We start from the raw sequence: 16604 nt of genomic DNA on the forward strand, positions 1-16604 counted from the left end.
GATGGGTACGAAGAGGTGGGTTTACGGTCGCCGAGCTCCGACCCGATGGCGGGAGCGCCGCCGGCTCACGATCCTTCGATGCTGCAGCACACAGCGCAATCGTAGGCTTCGAGCAACTCGCGCCCGGCGCACGGGACGTCGCCGCACGCGGTCCCCTTCAAGGCGCCGCAGCTCGGGAGGCATTCCCCTTCGACCTCGATCGAGTGTGGCGGATCGCAGGGCGTGTCGTTGCCCGGAGGCTCGTCGCCGTCCGGCGTGAAGTACAGCCGATCCAGCTGGACGCCCTCGACGGCGTTCGCGAGGACGAGCTCGTGCGCTCCGGCCGAGAGGGGGAAGCGGAGCGGCTCGCCATAACGCGTGTTGTCGTGGAGATCGTCCCAGAACCAGATGTCGCCGACGCTGATGCGCCAGAGGTACCAGGGGCCGCTGTCCACCTGGAACCAGAAGCGGTTGTTGAGGGCGCCCGGAGCGTGGATCCGCCCCCAGATCACGTAGTCTGCCGCGCTCGGCGCCTCGAAGCGGTAGCGCGCCCGCTCGAGCCCCGGCGCCTCGTCCGAGGGCATTCCGGCAGGGGGCGCGATGAAGCGGCCCTCGGAAGCGCGGCTGTCTTCACCGACGGTGAAGCCGTCGCTCAGCTCTCCGAGCTCCGCCTCGATATACGAAGATCCGGACACGACAGGCGCCCAGGCGCCGACCGAGGTGATCTCCGCATCACACCCGGAGGCCGCAAGGCAGCCGAACGCCATGATGCGAGCGGCCGACCGGCGCTTCACGGCTGATCCAGCAACCGCCTGAGCTTCGCGCTGTGGGGGCTCTTGGGATACTGCTTGACGAAGGCCTGAGCGCGCCGCTTCGCCTCCTGCGCGTTGCCGCGCGCGGCCAGCACGTCGATGGCGAGCACCTCGCGCTCCTGCCGGAGCACGCCGTTCGGGAACTGCGCGCGCAGGCGCTCGAGGAGCGCCGTGGCTCCGGCCACGTCTCCGGAGCGCAGCTTGGCGCGCGCTTCCGTGAGCAGCGCGCTCTCCGCGCGCAGAAGATCGGTCTCCGTCGGCTTCGGTCCGCTCGGCTTTCGGGTCGGCTCTCCGGCGGTGGGCACATCGAGAGGCGGCTCGGGTAGTGCCTTTATCTCCGCCGTCGACGGCACCGGCGCTTGCGGCACCTCCGCGGGCGCGCTCTCCGGGGCCGTCGCGCTGGGGGGCGCAGGCGGCTCGTCCGGGGAGGAGAGGGCCCAGTACCCTCCGCCGAGCACCAGGCCGCCGCCCACGAGCACCGCCGCTGCCTTGACCGAGAGCGCCGACGGCAACAGCGAACCGACACCGGCCTTCGTGGCAGCGGCGGCGCTCGCGCCGGCCGTGGCGCCGACGGCCGTCCCCGCCGCCAGCTGGCCCGCGATGCCGCGCCATGCGCGCTCCTTCGCGCCCTCGGGCGGACCCACGTGGCGCACGCTCCCCAGGAGCTCCCGCTCGAGCGGGTCCGCCCCGCTCTTGACGCTCAGCAGCCGCTCAGGATCCCCCATCACACGGCCTCCTTTCGGCTCGTGTCCTGTGCCAGCGCGAGGCGCTTGACCTCGCGTGAGAACGTCTCGCGCGCCAGGCGGAGGCGCGAGCGCACGGTGCCCTCGGAAATGCCCAGCAGGTCCGCGATCTCCTGGCCCGACTTCTCCTCGAGCTCGAACAGGACGAACACGAGGCGCTGCGGCTCCGGCAGCTTGTTCAAGATGGCCTCCGCCGCTTGCGCGCGCTGCCGCGACTCCGCGCTCAGCGCGAGCTCCTCGGACGCGCCGCCGTAGAGGTCCATCTCCGCGGCGTCCGTCGTGACCTCGCGCCGGAACCGCGCGGAGCGCCGGTAGTCGCTCGCGACACGCTGGCAGATGCCGAAGAGCCATGTCGTGAGGAGCGAGCGACCCTCGAACTCGGGGAGCTTGAAATGCGCGGTCAAGAACACCTTCTGCGCCAGGTCGAGCACGTCCGCCTCGCGCACCCCGAGGCGCCTGAGCGAGCACCAGACGAAGTTGAAGTGCGCGTCGTAGAGGGCTCGAAACTCGGGGTCCGGTGTGCTCATGCCGTGACGTCCCGGTGACCTGTCAGCGAACGAGACGAGCAGACGCCGCCAGATCGAGCGCGGAATTGTTCAGGGACGATACCACTCGGTCCCCTAGTGGGGACGCCGGTCCGGGACGATCACAAATAAATGCGCGTGCTCCGCGCGGCGGCTACCCTCGCGTCGTCCCGATGCGGAGGCGTCGCGCTTTTCCGGTGGTTCTTGGTGCGATGCTGGCGGCTTCGGGGACCGCCGCGGCGCAGACCGAGCCGTTCCTGAGCGTGACGCGCGGCGCTGGCGCCGAGAGCTGCCCGGACGCGGCGCGCCTCATCGAGCGCGTCGAGCAGCTGCGCGGCCGGCCGGAGACGGGTGCGAGCGACTCCTACGTCGTCGAGTTCACCCGGGGGGCCGACGGCTTCCGCGCGTCCATCCGCAGCGGGAGCGGCGCGCGCGAGCTGCGCGATCGCAGCCGCAGCTGCGCCGGGCTCGAGCAGGCGGCGGCGGTGACGCTCGCGCTGCTGCTCGACTCCGACGGCGACGGGGAGGCGCCGTCCCCGCAGGAGCCCGGGGCCACGGCGCGCGACGCGCCGCCGCCCGCGCCTCCAGCGCCGGCGCCTTCGCCCAGCGCCTCGGCGGAGCGGCCGCCGGTCGCGCGGCCCGCGCCGGCGGCCGCAGGCGGCGGCGAGCGCGAGGCGCCGGCGTCCGGACGTGGCGCCACGCGGCTCACGCTGGCGGCGGGCGCTGCCGGCCTGTTCGGGGTGGTGCGCCCTTTCGCGCCCGCGCTCTCCGCGGAGCTCGGCATCGGCGGTGCGCGATTTCGAGCGGCGATCGGCGCGCTCTGGCTCGTCCCGCAGACGCTGGAGCTCGGGCCGGGCGAGCTCCGCGAGACGATGCTCGGCGGCGCCGTGCGCGCCTGCTTCGCGGCCGCGGGCGTTGGAGGCCTGCGCTTCGACGTGTGCTCCGGCGTTCATGCTGGACGGCTGAAGGCGGCGGCGAGCGGCTTCACGCGGAACGACGCCGTCGAGAAGACGTGGCTGGCGGTGCCGATCGAGCTGTCGCTGGCGAGCCTTTCAGGTCCGCTCGGCTTCGAGGTCGGCGCCGCCGCGCTGGTGCCGCTCCGGCGCAACGATTTCTCGGTGGATGGCGTCGGGGTCGCGTACAGGTCGCCGCCGGTCGGCGCGCTTGTGTCGCTCCGCGGCGTCGGCAGCTGGGTGCCGTAGGCGTCTATCTCGAGCGGCGAGCGCGTCGGTGCGCTTCTCCCGGCAATGCTAGCCTATGCGGGTGACATACCGCACTCGTATCGAGGAAGGCCCGCGCTGCCGCTTTCATGCTCTCGCCCCCTCGACGGAGGAGTGCGCGCGCTGCGGCGCTCCTGTCTGCCACGTGTGCGTCTCCTTCTCCGCTTCCCACGGGGTCGCCTGCGCTGGCTGCGAGCGCGCCATCCGGCGCGGTCGCGCGCTCAGGAGCGCGGGCGTCACGGCGGCCTTGCTCGCGGCGCTGAGCGGCGTCGCGGCGGCGTACATCCACGCTGCTGCGGCCGTGCGGATACCGCCGGAGGGCCTCGCCGCGACCGCGCGCGCGCTGGAGGCGAACCCCTGTGAGGGGGACCTGATGCTCACGCTGGCCGAGCTCCTCCGTCGCGCCAATCGCGATCGCGAGGTGATCGAGCGCGGCGAGGCGTTCCTCGCGGCGTGCGGCCACGAGCCCAGGGTGCTCTGGAAGATCCGCGCCGCCCACAACCGCCGCGGAGAGTACTCCGGGGCGGAGCGCGCAGCGACGCGGCTGATCGAGCAGAACCCGGCCGACGGGGACGCCTCTTGCGGGCGCGCCGCGTCGCGGGAGCGCCAGGGGAAGCTCGAGGAGGCGGCCGCCGACTACGAGCAATGCATCGCGCTCCGCCCGTACCAGCGGGGGGCGCCCGTCCACCTGGCGCGCGTCTATCACGATCTCCGCCGCCCGTGCGACGGCATCGCGCCGCTCGCCCAGCTCCTCCATTCCCATGCCGATGAAGGGACGCGGCTCGTGGGGTGGTCTGGCTTCACCGTGATGGAGATGGCGAGCCAGCTCGCCACCTCGGCCGACTGCCAGCCTCTCGCCGTCACCGGACAGGCGCTCTTGCCGCGCGGGGAGGACCGCCTGGCTCGAGGCGAAGCAGCGATCGACGGCAAGGAAAAGGGCGTCTTCGTCGTCGATGCGATGGTGAGCCACGTGCTTGTACAGAGGGCGTTCGCGGACCGGATCGGCCTCTCCGCCGGGCCGCGTGTGCTGCGGGTGTGGACGCCGAGCGGCCTTCAGGAGGCGAAGCTCGCCGTCGCCGGCCGGCTGGAGGTGGAAGGCGCCTCGGCCCCGAGCGTGAAGCTCGCGATCGTGGAGGACCTCCCCGGCGTGGCGGGCGTGCTGGGGCAGTCGTTCCTGCTCCGGTTCCGCGAGCGGTCGACCGAGAAGGGAACCACGCTCTCGCCGCCGCCGCCCGGCGCGGCGCCGTGGACCGAGGAGACGGCGATCGCTGCGGCGGCGGGCGACGAGGACGAGGCGGCAGCGGCGGATGACGGCGGGGCGGCGGCAGCGGACCACGACGCGGCGGCGAAGGCAGGCGACGAGGCGGTGGCGGAGGCCCATGAGGGGCTCGCGCCGGCTCGATGAGCGGCTCCGTGTCGCGGAGCAGCGGGCGAGCCCGATGGCGAGATCGAGGTGGATTACCCCGCAGGCCTACCGCGCTTCGCGAAGTGCGCATGGCGCTGGCGGAACATCTCCTGCCATCGTGCGTACTCCGTCGGTCGCTCGCGGAGCCGCTCCTTCCAGGTTGCATCGACAGCTGACCGCCTCTCGGCGGAGCTCAGCCCGTATCGCCGGAAGATCTCCTCGGCCGCGTCAGGGAACAGGGACAGCTCGGCGCAGAGCGCGGCGTACTGGGCGAGCGGCAGGATGATGTCGATCGGCTCGGCGAGGGGCGCTGGCCCGCTCGTGCCAGCTTTGCTCGACGGCGAGGGAGATGGCGGCGGCGTGGAGCTCTGGGAGGTGGCTCCGGTCACCGCCGCCTGCGCGCTCGCGGTTTGTCTCAACAGCTCACGGGGGATCTCGAGGCTCAGGGACGTCTCTCCGAGCTGAGCCGGAGCCTGCGGAGCCCGCTTCGATGAGGCCGGCGCTCCGGCAGGCCTCGCCGGAGCCGCTTCGGCAAAGGGAATCGCCGGGCCTCGCGGCAGCGCCTGCACCGGTGATGTCACCGCGGCCTCCCGATGTGCCCGTGGCCGCTGCGGCTGGGCTGTCGGCGTGGGTGGCCGAGGAGCCTCCGATGCCCCGGGCGCGAACGGCAGAGCTGGGCCGCGGGGGACGTCCACGAGCGGCCCGGTCTCCGCGACCACGGGCGGCGGGGGCTTCACCGCCGCCGGCACGGTGGACCGCGGGAATGGCAGCGCCGCCCCCCGTGGAATGTCGGGCAGGGGCGCCGTGCCGGTGAGCGACTCCGCAGCGCGCGGAGGCTTCGGTTCGGCCCTCTCGATCGAGATTGCGCCTTGCGCGGGCATGAAGGGGACCACCGCGGCTCGGGGCACGTCCAGCAGGGGTCCCGTGCCCTGCAGCGCCTTCGGGGCCGCCGCCCCGCCGGAAGACGGCGCGGACGGCGCAGACAAGGCGGCAACCCTCGACGGTCTCAGCACACGGGAGCCGACCCGGAGCGGTCCAAGCTTCCCCGGTTTCGCACGAAGCTCCACGAGGAGCTCACCGAGCTTCGCATCCTCCTCCGCGCGCCGCGTCCAGCGGCGGCGGAGCCGGGAGACGTCGTTCATGCCCAGATCATTCCCGTGCAGCAGCTCGAACGGCGCCGGATGCGCCTCGAAGGCGGCGAGGAAGCTCGTCCAGGCGGCCGCGTCCTCCGCGAGCGGCTCGACCGATCGCTCCAGCCAGTCCTCCGCCTGCGCCAGCTCCAGCTCGTACGCCGCGAGCAGCTCCGGCTCGGCGACCAGCCGCTGCTTCCAGGCGAGATCGGCCCGCGCAAACGCGCGCGGCGTCAGCCCCTCGACTGCGAGCACGTCCGCAAGCGGGAACCCCTCGGTCACCGCGGCCTTGACGGCGGCGTACTGCGCCAGCGAGGCCGCTTCCCTCGCTGGCGATGCCGCCACTGCCGCCTTCCTCGCGTCCGCCACCTCTCGACTCCCTAATCGCCGACCAGCACGGTCCCGGTTGCGATCACGCTCCCGTTCGGCGCATCGGCCGGGTCGTTGCAGGTCAGGGCCGGATCGCCGAGGTGCGCGGCAGGCTTGTTGTTGATGAGCACCGTCTTGCTGCCCGCCTGGATCCGAGCCTGGTTCGACGGAGGACGCTGAAAGGCACCTCCAGTGGGCACGTGCGCGGGCGCATTCGCCGCGGTGCTGCCCTGGACCGCGGCCGGCTTGCCCTCGACGAGGACATTCGTGCTCAGCTCGCCGGACAGGTCCCCGCTGAACGGCATCGGCGTCGGCGTCGGCACAGGCCCCCCGGGCGAGGGCACCATCACCAGGTGCGTGTCGACGCCGATGACCTTGTCGCCTTGCTTCGCGGCGGGCTTTCCTGGCTTGGGGGGCTGCGACGGCATGTTCTCTCCGAGCTACCCTGCGCCGCTCACGGCACTGCGTGGTCGAGTTGAGGAGAAGCCACGAATGGGAGTGGTTCGCCGGTTTGATTCACCAGAACGGACAGTACGTTGCGCGCTGTCATTATTCTGCTCTATTCCCGCATCAACGGTACCCGAGGGCCTCCCTGAGCTTGGAGGTGTCGATGAAGCCGCGGAGCGGATCCTTCTTGCCATCGGTGCTGCGCTTGTTCTGGGCAACACCCTGCCACCTTCCTTGCGGAAGCTGGATCTTCTTGCGCTCTTCGGGGCTGAGATTCGCCAGGGCCTCGTTCCAGCCGGCCTCGCCGTCGTCGTCACGGAAATCGAAGGATTTTCCGTCCAGCGTCATGAATCGATAATGCGGACGCTGCCGTTGCTTATCAGACGGGGCGTAGAACGCTTCAGGCTCACAGGATGCAACGATGGATATGTGACCTCCGGCTTTGCGGTCGGCCATGAAGATATCTCTCGGCCTGGGCGCATACCCGTCGCCCGGAGGATGCCAGACGAGGAGGCCAGTGGGCGTGCCTTTCGCTTGCTGATTCTGGTGGAATACTTCCAGCGGGAGTCCCTTTGCATAGGCCTCCACCATGTTCAAGTTCTGTCCGAATTTCCACTCACCGTTGATGGCTTCACGGTTGAGGAATTTGCCGAGCTCTGCGCGCGAGATCTTGTCCTCCGGACTGCCGCGCAAGACCCAGGCCTTCCAGAACACCCAGGACACGAAGTCGCCGCACCAGGAGTGAAAGTCATTCGGATTCATGTTCGATTCATCGCGCGCCTTGACTCTGGCGAGCGTTTCTTCCATTCCCTCTTTCTTGAGCCGCTCGAGCGCTGCGGTGTACTTCGCCTCTCGTGCCGCTGCCCTCGCCTCGTGCGGTCGCTGGCACTTCCCCTTCTCCTTGACCCCAGGGAAGGTGGGCAGCATGCCCGGACATGCAGCGCCGCTCTGGCTGCCGTGTCGGTTCTCGGTGATCTCGAGGACCAGCGGGCTCCACTCGATGCTGTTGACGGCTTGCCAGGCGATGTCGACGAGCCAGTCCTTGGGACTGACCACGGTGACCTGCCCTGTCCCCTTGGGCACGTGGCTGCTTCTTCCCGGCTCCTCTGGCCGCTCGGCCAGCGGTCGTGCCTGCGCGGGGGCGGCCTCGTCGGCGGCATCCGCCTCCGGCTCCGGCTCCGGCGCTGGGGCCGGCTCCGGCTCCTTCCTGCGGTCCACGACGTAGGTGGCGTTCACGTTGCTGCCCACCTTCGGGCCTTGCACCTTGGTGAGGATGTAAGCACCGCCGGGGGTGGCGCCGTAGTCGTTGCCGCCGACGAAGGGGTTGTTCCAGTACAGCGTCACGGAGCCGCTCGAGCCGCGGTAGGTCACGCGGCCCTCGGTCCCGGTCATGAAGCCGTCGGACTCGGCTGACCAGACCGCTGTCGCTCCGCACGTGGGTGGTGGTTCTTGGCCCGGGGTGAGGATCCCGTGGTCGAGCTGAGGAGGGCCCACGAACGTGAGCGGCTCGCCCGTATAGTTCACCAGAGTGCACAGTACGCTTCGTGCTGCCATGTCCCTGCTCGCTTCCGCCGTCGCCGGTCCGGTGCCAGATCGAAGAGAGTGCTGATCAGTGGTGCAGTGTACCAGGAGCCAGGGGGCGGCTTGCAACGAGCGCCGGCACGTGATCATGCCTTGGCCGACCAAATGTCCTGCGGAGCTGGCTACCGGCACCGTGCGTCAGGCTCGAGCCCGGCGCGGTCAGGCGGTGGGAGCGGAAGAGGGCGAGCCGCCGATCCTTTTCGCTCTTCTCGTGAACGCCTACGACCCAGATCTCGGACAGCGACCGCGCCGCGACGCTTTCCGGCACGTACGCGGCCTTCGCCTCTGGATCGACGGGCATCGGTACCTGCATCCAGGCGCCGCCTCGCGGGAGAGCCCAGACCTCCACAGCCTTCCCACCTCGGGAAGCGTCTCGCGCCAGGCCGAGGATCACGAGCGTGCCGTCCTGCCCGCGAGCGGCATTCAGGATCCTCCTTGTCGGCGGAGCAGGCATCTCCGCGACGGCGGTCCCGTCGAAATGGAAGAGCATCGGCGGCGGCTTATCCTCCGCTGGGTAATGCCCGTAGATCCCATAAGGCGCCTCCATACCGAGCTCGTGATTGCCGACGACGTAGACGTCGGTCGGACTCTCTCCGAGCAGGCGGATGCCCCATGGGTAGAACTTCCGCTTGTCGCGCTGGATCTCGGGCGGCAGTGGGAGGAGAATCTCGGTCCTGTTCGGAGGCCCCGGTCGGGACAGGACGAGCCGGACCGGAACTGGTTCGCCTTCCTTCATTGCAGCGTGCGCCTCGATCGCCAGCACGTCTCCCGAGTGCCAGCCCCGCGCCGCGGATATACCGTACTTCTTGTCGTTCGTCGCCTTGAACGAGGGACGCGGCACGGGTTGCCCAGGACAATCGAGCACCTCCCCGTGTGCCGTCCAGGCGTCGGCGGCGTCCTCCTTGTCCACGAGCAAGCCGACCAGGCACCCTCGGCCTTGATCCCACAGGCCCTGGTAGAGGTCATCGGAGTAGTCGCCTGCTGGTACCTGGTGGACCATCTTCCAGCGAGCACCTCCGAGGCGGAACACGCTCTCATGGTAGAAGGGATAGGTCCGGCTCGAGTTGTCCGCGGTGCGCAAGACCATCCACACCGCATCGGGCCAGCGCCCGACGAGGGATCTCACCTCTCCCTCGGGTACGGAGGACTCCATAGGCAGACCTTCGACTATCTCTGCCGTCGGCCCTACATGATCGCCATCGATCAACGCAAAGGAGGTGCCATTGCGCTCCAGCAGGATCTGGCCGCCTTCCAGGGGCCACAGACGGGCGGCACGGCCGGGCAGATCCGCGACCTTGTCAAACGAGCGCTCTGGTCGCGGGGAAGATGGCTCCGCGGCGCTCGGTGCACGCTGCGCGATGTCTCCGCCGAGCGCGGGGGTACCTGGCGCAGCGCCGCCTGGCCGGCAGGAAATAAGGGCACATGCCACGATCACAGCGGCTAGACAAGCACCGTTCTCGGATCTCGGCGAACGCATGGGTTGAGTTCCTTCTTCGTGGATTCATGCCGCAACATCAATTCATCGGTCCGGTCAATGCCCGTGCGCCGCCTCGATCCGCCCGCGCGTCTCGTCGTCGAGGGCGCCGGTGGGCTCGAGGCCCTGATCGCGCTGGAACGCCTTAATCGCAGCGACCTCCGCTCCCTCGGTCTGTCCCTCGGTGATTCGGTAGTAGCCGAGGTTTTTCAGCCGCAGCCGTATCCCGTGCGGCGTGTCCATGGGCGGCAGGTCGCCGAGCTTGAGCCGCCACTTCAGCGTCGGCTCCTTGTCGGGTTCCTTGATCCACACCACGAGCTCGCCCGTCTCCGCTGTCGGCGGCAGGTCCTGCTCGACCATCCCATCGTCGGTCGTGTGGCCCTCGTACTTCACGCCGTCGACCATCAGCCGGTACTTCTTGTGGGCGTACGGCTTCTCGTAGACGTCCGCCACGCGGACGCGGAACGACTTCAGCGGCTCCTTCTCCTGCTCGGGCTCCTCCCCGTCATCCACTGCGTCGCAGTTCAGCTTCACCAGCTTGCCCTGCAGGCTCGCGTCCTCGTCCAGCTTCAGGAACGACTGCGGCGTCTTGATGGTGATGGTCTTGGCGTCGACGAGCGCTTTGTCCGTCAGGTAGAGCGCCGGCCCCTTGCCGAGGAGCGAGACCGAACTACCGCCCAGGATGGTGATGGCCTTGGCGTCGAGCTTGATCTCGTCCGGGGTCAGCTCGATGGTGCTCGCCCCGCACGAGAGCCGCAGCGACCGGGTGGCCTTGACGCGCATGCTCCCCGTGGTCGCCACCGCGCCGTCGCCATGCACGTCGAGCGTCGCGACGGCCTCGTTCTCTTCGGTGCCGACCGTCGCGCCCAGGCGGCCCTTGATGGCGACGTCCACATCCCTCCCCACCACACAGCTCGAGTCGCCATCGACGGCCACGTGCTGCGACCCCTGCACCGCGAGGAGCCGGTTCTGGCCGATCCGTTCGATCGCCGACCCGGCGGCGCTCTCGGTGCGGCTCCCCTGCACGGAGGTCGTCTGGTCCCGGCTCACGGTGACGGTGCGATCGCCCTGCACCGTGATCCGCTGATCGTGACCGACCATCGTGGTGTGGTCGTGCTGGACAACCTCCTCGAGGTTGCGCTCTGCGAAGATGCCGATGCGCTCCTCGCCCGCACGATCGTCGAAGGACAGCTCGTTCGCCCCGCCCGCGCCGGGCGAGCTCTGGGTTCGCAGGCCGCTCTTCAGCTTCTCCGCCGGCAGCGGGAACGGCGGCGGATGGGTCGCATTGTACAGGCACCCGAGCACCACCGGGCAGTCGGTGTCCCCGCCGAGGAAGCCGACCAGCACCTCCATGCCGACGCGCGGGATGAACTGCGAGCCGAACGACGCTCCCGCCCAGCTCTGAGCGACACGCAGCCAGGCCGAGCTCTTCTCGTTGCGCTGCCCATCGAGGTCCCAGTGGAACTGCACCTTCACGCGCGCATGCTCGTCGGTGTGCACCTCGTGCCCTGCCGGCCCGGTGACCACCGCCGTCTCGAGGACTTGCCTCGGCTTGCGCGTCGGCGCACGCGGCCTGAGCAGCGCCGTTGCTGGGATGCACTCGAAGCGGTTGTGGTAGGTGCGCTCCGCGGGGCGGCCGGACAGCTCGGGGGTGTGTCCCTCGTGCACGACGCGGGTCACGGCGTAGGCGCCCTCGATCCCGGGGGAGGCCTCGGCGCTGAGCTCGAAGCGGCGTCCAGGAGCGAGCGCGCGGACCCAGCTCTCGCCCCTGCCCTCGACCGATCGGCGCTGGGTTTGCTCCAGGAACACCCGCGCGCGGTCTGGCGTGACCTCCGGTGTGTCGTAGTCGGCGTGGTGCTGGTACACGTCCAGCGCAGGCGGCCCGCTCGCCGCGTTCCCGGCCCGCTCCTTCAGAACCAGGTTCGGCCGGCGGAAATCGTAGTCCCGGAGATGCACGGAGCTGGGCTTGAGCGATCGCTGCAAGCCGAAGGCGACGATCTCCAGTCCTGTGGGTGTCAGACCCTCCTCAGGACGCAGGGTGAGGACGCCCCGGCCGTTGTCGAGCGCTGCGGGGTAGTGCACTGGATCATCCAGGAAGATGACCGGCGCGCGGGCCACGCTGCCTGGAACCCCGGCCGGCGCGTCCGCGAAGCACGAGGTGATGCCTTCCTCGGCAGCGAGCCGCCGCACGAACGCGAGGTCGCTCTCGCGGTACTGCACGCAGTAGCTCCGGACCGCGTACGTCCGCGAGAGGCGGAGCTCGACCGGGAGCGAGGCTGCGGCGAGGACGTGCTGGAGGATCTGCGGCACGGTCGCGTCCTGGAAGATGCGGCTCGTGGTCCGGCGCCTGAACAGCGTGAGCGGGGGGACGAGGCGGAGGTGCCAGGTGGGACCGATCCGCGGGGTGAACGTGGCGTCTGCGCGCACCTGGTCGACGAGCGCCTCGATGCGGCGTTCGGCGCCGCGGCCGTCGCGCAGGATGAAAGAGGCGAGGCGGCCAAGCAGCTCGGCGTCGCGGCCCTCGAGCTCGGGGGTCGCCTGCACGACGAGCTGGAACGAGAACAGCTCGGAGAGCGCCTCACGCCCGCGGAACGAGACGACGCGCAGGTCCGAAGGCGTGAACGGCCCGGCGTGGAGCTCGATGGAGTCGCTGATCACGGGCGCAATCTATCAGACATCGCGGTGCTGCCGGCGTCGAGCTCGTGGCGCGCGGCGCCCCGGATCGACCGGCGTCGGAGGCGTCTACCAGGTCGAGCTGTGAGAGGTCGTCAGCGGCTGGACACATTCCGCTCATCGAGTGCGCTTGCGAACGTATCCGGCCACACGAGCCGGACCCCGAGGGCCTCACACATCTCGCCCCACCTCGGATCCCGCGGCTCCCGCTCTGCGACAAGGACAGGTGCAATTGTCCTCCCTCCGCCCTTGAGCAGGTGCGCGTACCAAAGCACTTGACCGAGCCCGAGCCTGAGCTGCCGTTCCTCGTTCATATCGGTGATGCTTTTGACCTCAGCCACGAAGATCGTGGTGCCCACTTTCCAGGCGAGGTCGTACTCCGGTTCGCTCGGGGACGGCGAGCGTGGCTGGAGACCGTGGCTCCGAAGGAAGTCGGCGAGGGCATTCTGCGTTTTCGCGTGTCCATAATTGCCGCGCTCGATCTTCTCGAAATCTACCTCGACAAAGGGAGCGCGCGAGGTGAGGATATTGGTTTCGTCTGCATGGCGGTACGCCGAGCCGAGTTGCATTGCCTCTGGGACGGGCGCTCGCTGAGTCCATCCGCCGGCCGCGGCCACGACGGCCTCCCACTGCTCGGGGGTGACGTTGAAGATCGTGCCGCCGCGTTCGCGGGCGATCGACAGGCCGGAGAGCACATCCTCGTGTTCGTCGAACCAGAGTGGAAGTCCCGGCGGCGTGACGTATCGGACGCGGACGCGGTCTTCAACGTCGCCGGGGCCGGGCGGCGTCATCCTGTACGGGTTCTCGTGATCCGGCATGCCACGGGGGCCCTCGACGACTTCGCCGAAGGCAACGACGCCCCGCCGACCGCCGCAGCCTCTCCCGCGCCAAACCAGAACGCGATCGCCGATTTTCATCGGTCGGCCAGCCGTGGTCCACGTGTCTATCGCGCGGTCCCGGACGGCATCCTCGACGCGGTACGTGTCCGGACTTGCAAACAGCGCCCAGCGGTGCCCCTCCATCGAGCCGTCGAGTCCGGCCATCCTGAAGAGCAAGTTACGCATCGCCGTTGCCACCTCGCGCTGTTCAAGGAGCTCGGCGTCGAAGGTGGGCTCCTTCGCCTCTACCCAGTCAGGGACACCGAGCGCAGCGGCGAGTCTGTCGAGGAGCCGCTGCTTCTCGTCGTCAATGTCGCGGAGAACTGCGACGTAAACCCCGACCTGTCCGCTAGCCCACCCGCTCACGAGGTCGCCAGCAGAGCTCCCACCGTGTCGGATGATGAACCGTGGCTCCATGTCGCCCTTGCCCCACACGACGTCGAGGTTGCCTGCCAGCGACATCGCCTCGTCGAACAAGCTCCGGAGGCCCGCAGCACCGGCCGCCGACCGGGCTTCTGCCTCCGGGAAGAAGGTCTGCTCATTCCACGGCTCTCCGGGCTTTTGCTCACCGCGCATGGAACGACCGTACCCCGGCTCGTGGCAGCGATCGAGCGGTTCGTGGCGGCCATCGAGCCGTTCTTGGCAGCCATCGAGCCGTTCTTGGCAGCCATCGGCCCGTTCTTGGCGGCCATCGACCAGCTCGTGGCAGCGATCGAGCGGTTCGCGCGCGACGTGTCGCGACCGTGCGCACGTTCGTGACACTCTTCTACGGCGGAATAGCGCAGTCCGATATCCAGCCCGAGCAGGAGTTCGACGAGCTCGCGCTTCATGCATCCCGTGGAGAGGCCTTCGTCGAGCTCGTGGGCCATGACCGCGCCGAGTTTGCCGACGTGCGCATCGATCTCCGCGCCCGCGCTGAGTTCGTCCGCGACGAATCGCAACCCGCTGCGCTCTGCTTGGGTTCGGCCGCGGAGCGGGGGCCTGATGAACGGCAGTGGCAAGGACATGAGCAGTGATGTGAATCACCGTTGCGCCCGCCTCTCCGCGCGTGTATCCGGAATGACCTGGAGGATGGGGGCATGCGACGCAGGTCGACAACCTTGCACGCGCATAACGACAAGCGGTCATACGTTCTGTCGCGACTGTCTTGACTATTGCCTTCGCGGCGAGCCGTACGAATCCGGTGAGTGTCTTCGCTGTGGATATCGCTAGCGCATCACATGTGGTTTTCGAGTCTCGCGTGGCGGATCGCATCGCGCCGCTCGGTGCCGCCGACGTTGTCGTCGACTCCGACTGTGTTCTCGTTGGAAGGCGTACTCGACTTCAGCTTCCTGGGTGCTGCTCGAAGATGGACGGCTGGCTCGCTTGTGATGACCACGTATTCCGGCGTGATCCTGCCGCCCGTTCCAACCTGATCTTGCCACCGGTTCTGGCGCCATCCGGCCTCCGGTGCCGGTGACCCGGCCGCCCCCTCCGGCGCCCTGGCCGCCGGGTTGCCGGGTTGGCCGGGCCTGACGGCGGCGGTGAGGATCTGTCGATCCTGGTCCACGAGCGTCCACGAGGGTGGGCGCATCGCGGGCGGGTCCTGCGGCGCGCGTGTCGGAGCCGGGCGCGTGGGGGGGTGACCAAGCCGAGCGCCTCGCAGGCCCCGCTCGCGTTCCAGGGAGAGTCTCGCGCCAGCACACCGCACCTTTGCCGAGATCGTGCTCCCCAGGTCCCCCGGGTTGCGAACGACGTCTCTGGCGGCTAATCCCGTCTGCTTGTCCCCATCATGGGAGGGAGGAAACCATGGCATCGCGAAAGAAGGATTCGACGTGGACCACGTGGGAAGACATGCCGCTCGACGAGTTCCGGGTGCGGGCCGGGAAGGCCAAGGCCCTCGCCACCGAGTTCGTCGAGAAGCTCGACGAGCTCTTCCCCGGCCTCGTGACGCTCACCAAGGAGCAGCGGAAGACCGCGCCGAGGCTGCGTGACGGCGAGCACGCGATGCTGCACAAGGTGCTCGACGTGGTCGACATGAAGCCGGCCCTGTTCGAGTCGCTGGCCGATCAGGACGAAGGCATGGACCCGAACCGCTTCGAGACGGCGCTGCTCCGCGAGCGGATCGAGAAGCACCTGCTCTTCAGCGACGTCGCCGCGAGCCTCTCCTCGGTGGGCGGCGAGCTCGGCGACTCGACGCTCTATACCGCCATCAAGTTCCGCGAGTCGCTCTATGCGGCCTACCGCATCGCCAAGACGCACGCGCAGACCGACCGGAAGGTCATGGACGTGCTCGCCCCGGTCGTCGACTTCATGCGGAAGAACGTCGCCGCCGCGGCCGCCGCCAGGCGGACCCGAACGCCGACCCCGGCCGAGCTGCCGAGCTCCGGAGACGCGTAGCCTCGACCAGGGCAGGGGAGCGCGCTGATCCGGCCCCAGGAGAGGCCGCGAGCGTACAGTCTCTCCGAGCTCGGCAGCATGGCCTGTGACGATGCGCTGCCAACTGGCATGTGCTGCACGGTCGAGTTCTCGTACTAGAGCGGCTTTCAGCCGAGTCTGCTACAGCCCGAGCTCGACCGCACCGGATCGTGGCACAGGACCTGCCCAAGGTCTGCCCCATGAGCCCGTACAGTCTCGATCTGCGCCGGCGAATCGTCGATGCCTACGTCAACGGCGAGGGGAGCATTCGGGAAATAGCGGAGCGTTTCTCGGTCGCGCCGAACACTGTGCAGAATTACCTCACCCAGGTGCGCGCGACAGGCAGCCTTGCGCCCTTGCCGCACGGTGGTGGAGTGGGGCCGAAGATCGACCGGGCGGGGCTGGATGAGGTGCGCAAGCTGGTCGAGGAAAAGAACGACCGGACGCTGGCCGAGTTGGCTGAGCAGTTCGAGCAGCGGCAGGAGGTGCGTGTCAGCATCCCGACGATGCATCGGGCGCTGCAGCGGCTGGGCATCACGAGAAAAAAAAACGCTTCGAGCGAGCGAGCAGTATCGGCCCGCCGTCCGCAAGCGCCGCGCTCAGTTCCGGCGGCGAGCACGAAAAGTAGGCGCACGCCACATCACCTTCTTCGACGAGTTCGGTCTGCATCGCGGGATGGCGCGGCGGTACGGTCGTGCGCGTCGCGGGCGTCGGGCGCACGGCAGGGTGCCGTGTAACACCGACCCGAAGATCACGCTCATCGTCGGGCTGAATCTCGGCGGCGCTGTAGAACCGATGGCCTTCGAGGGGTCCATGAACGGCGCCATCTTCGAGGCGTACATCCGCGACCGGATCGCTCCTCGAGTGCAGCCCGGCGATGTGATCGTTGTCGACGGGCTGGGTGCACACCGTGCTCTGTCGGTGAGCATCGCGTCCCGCGTCCGATCGGTGAAGACCGCGGCCCCATGATCG

17 protein-coding genes are annotated in these 16604 nt (G+C 69.2%); 7 read left to right on the forward strand and 10 right to left on the reverse strand.

Annotation, left to right across the window (positions count from 1 at the left end):
• Positions 1-65: 65 nt before the first annotated feature.
• From WMF22_RS03040 to WMF22_RS03050, 3 genes are read right to left on the reverse strand one after another with little or no spacing between them, the layout of a single operon-like run.
• On the reverse strand, positions 66-773 hold the full coding sequence (locus WMF22_RS03040) for a hypothetical protein (RefSeq protein WP_438034782.1): 708 nt from the start codon (positions 771-773) through the stop codon (positions 66-68).
• Positions 770-1516 (reverse strand): tetratricopeptide repeat protein, encoded by a 747-nt coding sequence (locus WMF22_RS03045; RefSeq protein WP_438034783.1) that lies wholly within the window; start codon positions 1514-1516, stop codon positions 770-772. Before WMF22_RS03045 ends, WMF22_RS03040 begins: the two co-directional genes overlap by 4 nt.
• Positions 1516-2061 (reverse strand): RNA polymerase sigma factor, encoded by a 546-nt coding sequence (locus tag WMF22_RS03050; protein ID WP_437297634.1) that lies wholly within the window; start codon positions 2059-2061, stop codon positions 1516-1518. The genes WMF22_RS03045 and WMF22_RS03050 overlap by 1 nt, the downstream gene beginning before the upstream one ends.
• A gap of 209 nt (positions 2062-2270) precedes the next feature.
• On the opposite strand from WMF22_RS03050, the gene WMF22_RS03055 reads away from it, so the two are divergent.
• Together WMF22_RS03055 and WMF22_RS03060 are read left to right on the forward strand one after the other, a co-directional pair.
• Positions 2271-3260 carry a hypothetical protein gene (locus WMF22_RS03055; protein ID WP_438034784.1) on the forward strand — a complete coding sequence of 330 codons (990 nt, stop codon included), beginning with the start codon at positions 2271-2273 and terminating at the stop codon, positions 3258-3260.
• Positions 3261-3321: 61 nt separating this feature from the next.
• The gene (locus WMF22_RS03060) at positions 3322-4683 is read left to right on the forward strand and encodes a retroviral-like aspartic protease family protein (RefSeq protein WP_438034785.1); all 1362 of its coding nucleotides are present in this window, start codon (positions 3322-3324) and stop codon (positions 4681-4683) included.
• Positions 4684-4736: 53 nt separating this feature from the next.
• On the opposite strand, the gene WMF22_RS03065 is transcribed toward WMF22_RS03060, so the two are convergent.
• The 6 genes from WMF22_RS03065 to WMF22_RS03090 all read right to left on the reverse strand — a co-directional run bounded on the left by WMF22_RS03065 (position 4737) and on the right by WMF22_RS03090 (position 13811).
• Positions 4737-6158 carry a hypothetical protein gene (locus WMF22_RS03065; protein ID WP_438034786.1) on the reverse strand — a complete coding sequence of 474 codons (1422 nt, stop codon included), beginning with the start codon at positions 6156-6158 and terminating at the stop codon, positions 4737-4739.
• Positions 6159-6193: 35 nt separating this feature from the next.
• The gene (locus WMF22_RS03070; RefSeq protein ID WP_437297638.1) at positions 6194-6610 is read right to left on the reverse strand and encodes a PAAR domain-containing protein; all 417 of its coding nucleotides are present in this window, start codon (positions 6608-6610) and stop codon (positions 6194-6196) included.
• A 142-nt stretch (positions 6611-6752) separates the two neighbouring features.
• The gene (locus WMF22_RS03075; protein WP_438034787.1) at positions 6753-8021 is read right to left on the reverse strand and encodes a hypothetical protein; all 1269 of its coding nucleotides are present in this window, start codon (positions 8019-8021) and stop codon (positions 6753-6755) included.
• A 217-nt stretch (positions 8022-8238) separates the two neighbouring features.
• Complete coding sequence (locus WMF22_RS03080) at positions 8239-9687, reverse strand: hypothetical protein (RefSeq protein WP_438034788.1); 1449 nt, start codon at positions 9685-9687, stop codon at positions 8239-8241.
• A 54-nt stretch (positions 9688-9741) separates the two neighbouring features.
• Positions 9742-12342, reverse strand: coding sequence for a type VI secretion system tip protein TssI/VgrG (gene tssI / locus WMF22_RS03085; RefSeq protein WP_438034789.1), 2601 nt, complete (start codon positions 12340-12342; stop codon positions 9742-9744).
• 110 nt (positions 12343-12452) lie between these two features.
• Positions 12453-13811, reverse strand: coding sequence for an EVE domain-containing protein (locus WMF22_RS03090; RefSeq protein WP_438034790.1), 1359 nt, complete (start codon positions 13809-13811; stop codon positions 12453-12455).
• Between the two features lie 21 nt (positions 13812-13832).
• Between WMF22_RS03090 and WMF22_RS03095 the strand changes: the two genes are divergently transcribed.
• Both WMF22_RS03095 and WMF22_RS03100 read left to right on the forward strand, forming a co-directional pair.
• Positions 13833-13994, forward strand: a complete 162-nt coding sequence (locus WMF22_RS03095) for a hypothetical protein (protein ID WP_438034791.1) — start codon at positions 13833-13835, stop codon at positions 13992-13994.
• Positions 13979-14251 carry a hypothetical protein gene (locus tag WMF22_RS03100; protein ID WP_438034792.1) on the forward strand — a complete coding sequence of 91 codons (273 nt, stop codon included), beginning with the start codon at positions 13979-13981 and terminating at the stop codon, positions 14249-14251. The genes WMF22_RS03095 and WMF22_RS03100 overlap by 16 nt, the downstream gene beginning before the upstream one ends.
• A gap of 200 nt (positions 14252-14451) precedes the next feature.
• Here the strand turns inward: WMF22_RS03100 and WMF22_RS03105 are convergent, their stop codons facing one another.
• Positions 14452-14784: a hypothetical protein gene (locus WMF22_RS03105; protein WP_438034793.1), complete on the reverse strand. Its 333-nt coding sequence runs from the start codon at positions 14782-14784 to the stop codon at positions 14452-14454.
• Between the two features lie 239 nt (positions 14785-15023).
• Between WMF22_RS03105 and WMF22_RS03110 the strand changes: the two genes are divergently transcribed.
• The 3 genes from WMF22_RS03110 (at position 15024) to WMF22_RS03120 (ending at position 16601) form a co-directional block, all read left to right on the forward strand.
• Positions 15024-15614 carry a hypothetical protein gene (locus tag WMF22_RS03110; protein ID WP_438034794.1) on the forward strand — a complete coding sequence of 197 codons (591 nt, stop codon included), beginning with the start codon at positions 15024-15026 and terminating at the stop codon, positions 15612-15614.
• 218 nt (positions 15615-15832) lie between these two features.
• Positions 15833-16369: an IS630 transposase-related protein gene (locus WMF22_RS03115; protein ID WP_437294639.1), complete on the forward strand. Its 537-nt coding sequence runs from the start codon at positions 15833-15835 to the stop codon at positions 16367-16369.
• Positions 16308-16601, forward strand: coding sequence for a transposase (locus WMF22_RS03120; protein WP_438034795.1), 294 nt, complete (start codon positions 16308-16310; stop codon positions 16599-16601). Before WMF22_RS03115 ends, WMF22_RS03120 begins: the two co-directional genes overlap by 62 nt.
• Positions 16602-16604 lie beyond the last annotated feature (3 nt).

The organism is Sorangium sp. So ce204 (assembly GCF_051526795.1).
GTDB classification, from domain to species: Bacteria; Myxococcota_A; Polyangia; order Polyangiales; family Polyangiaceae; genus Sorangium; species Sorangium cellulosum_B.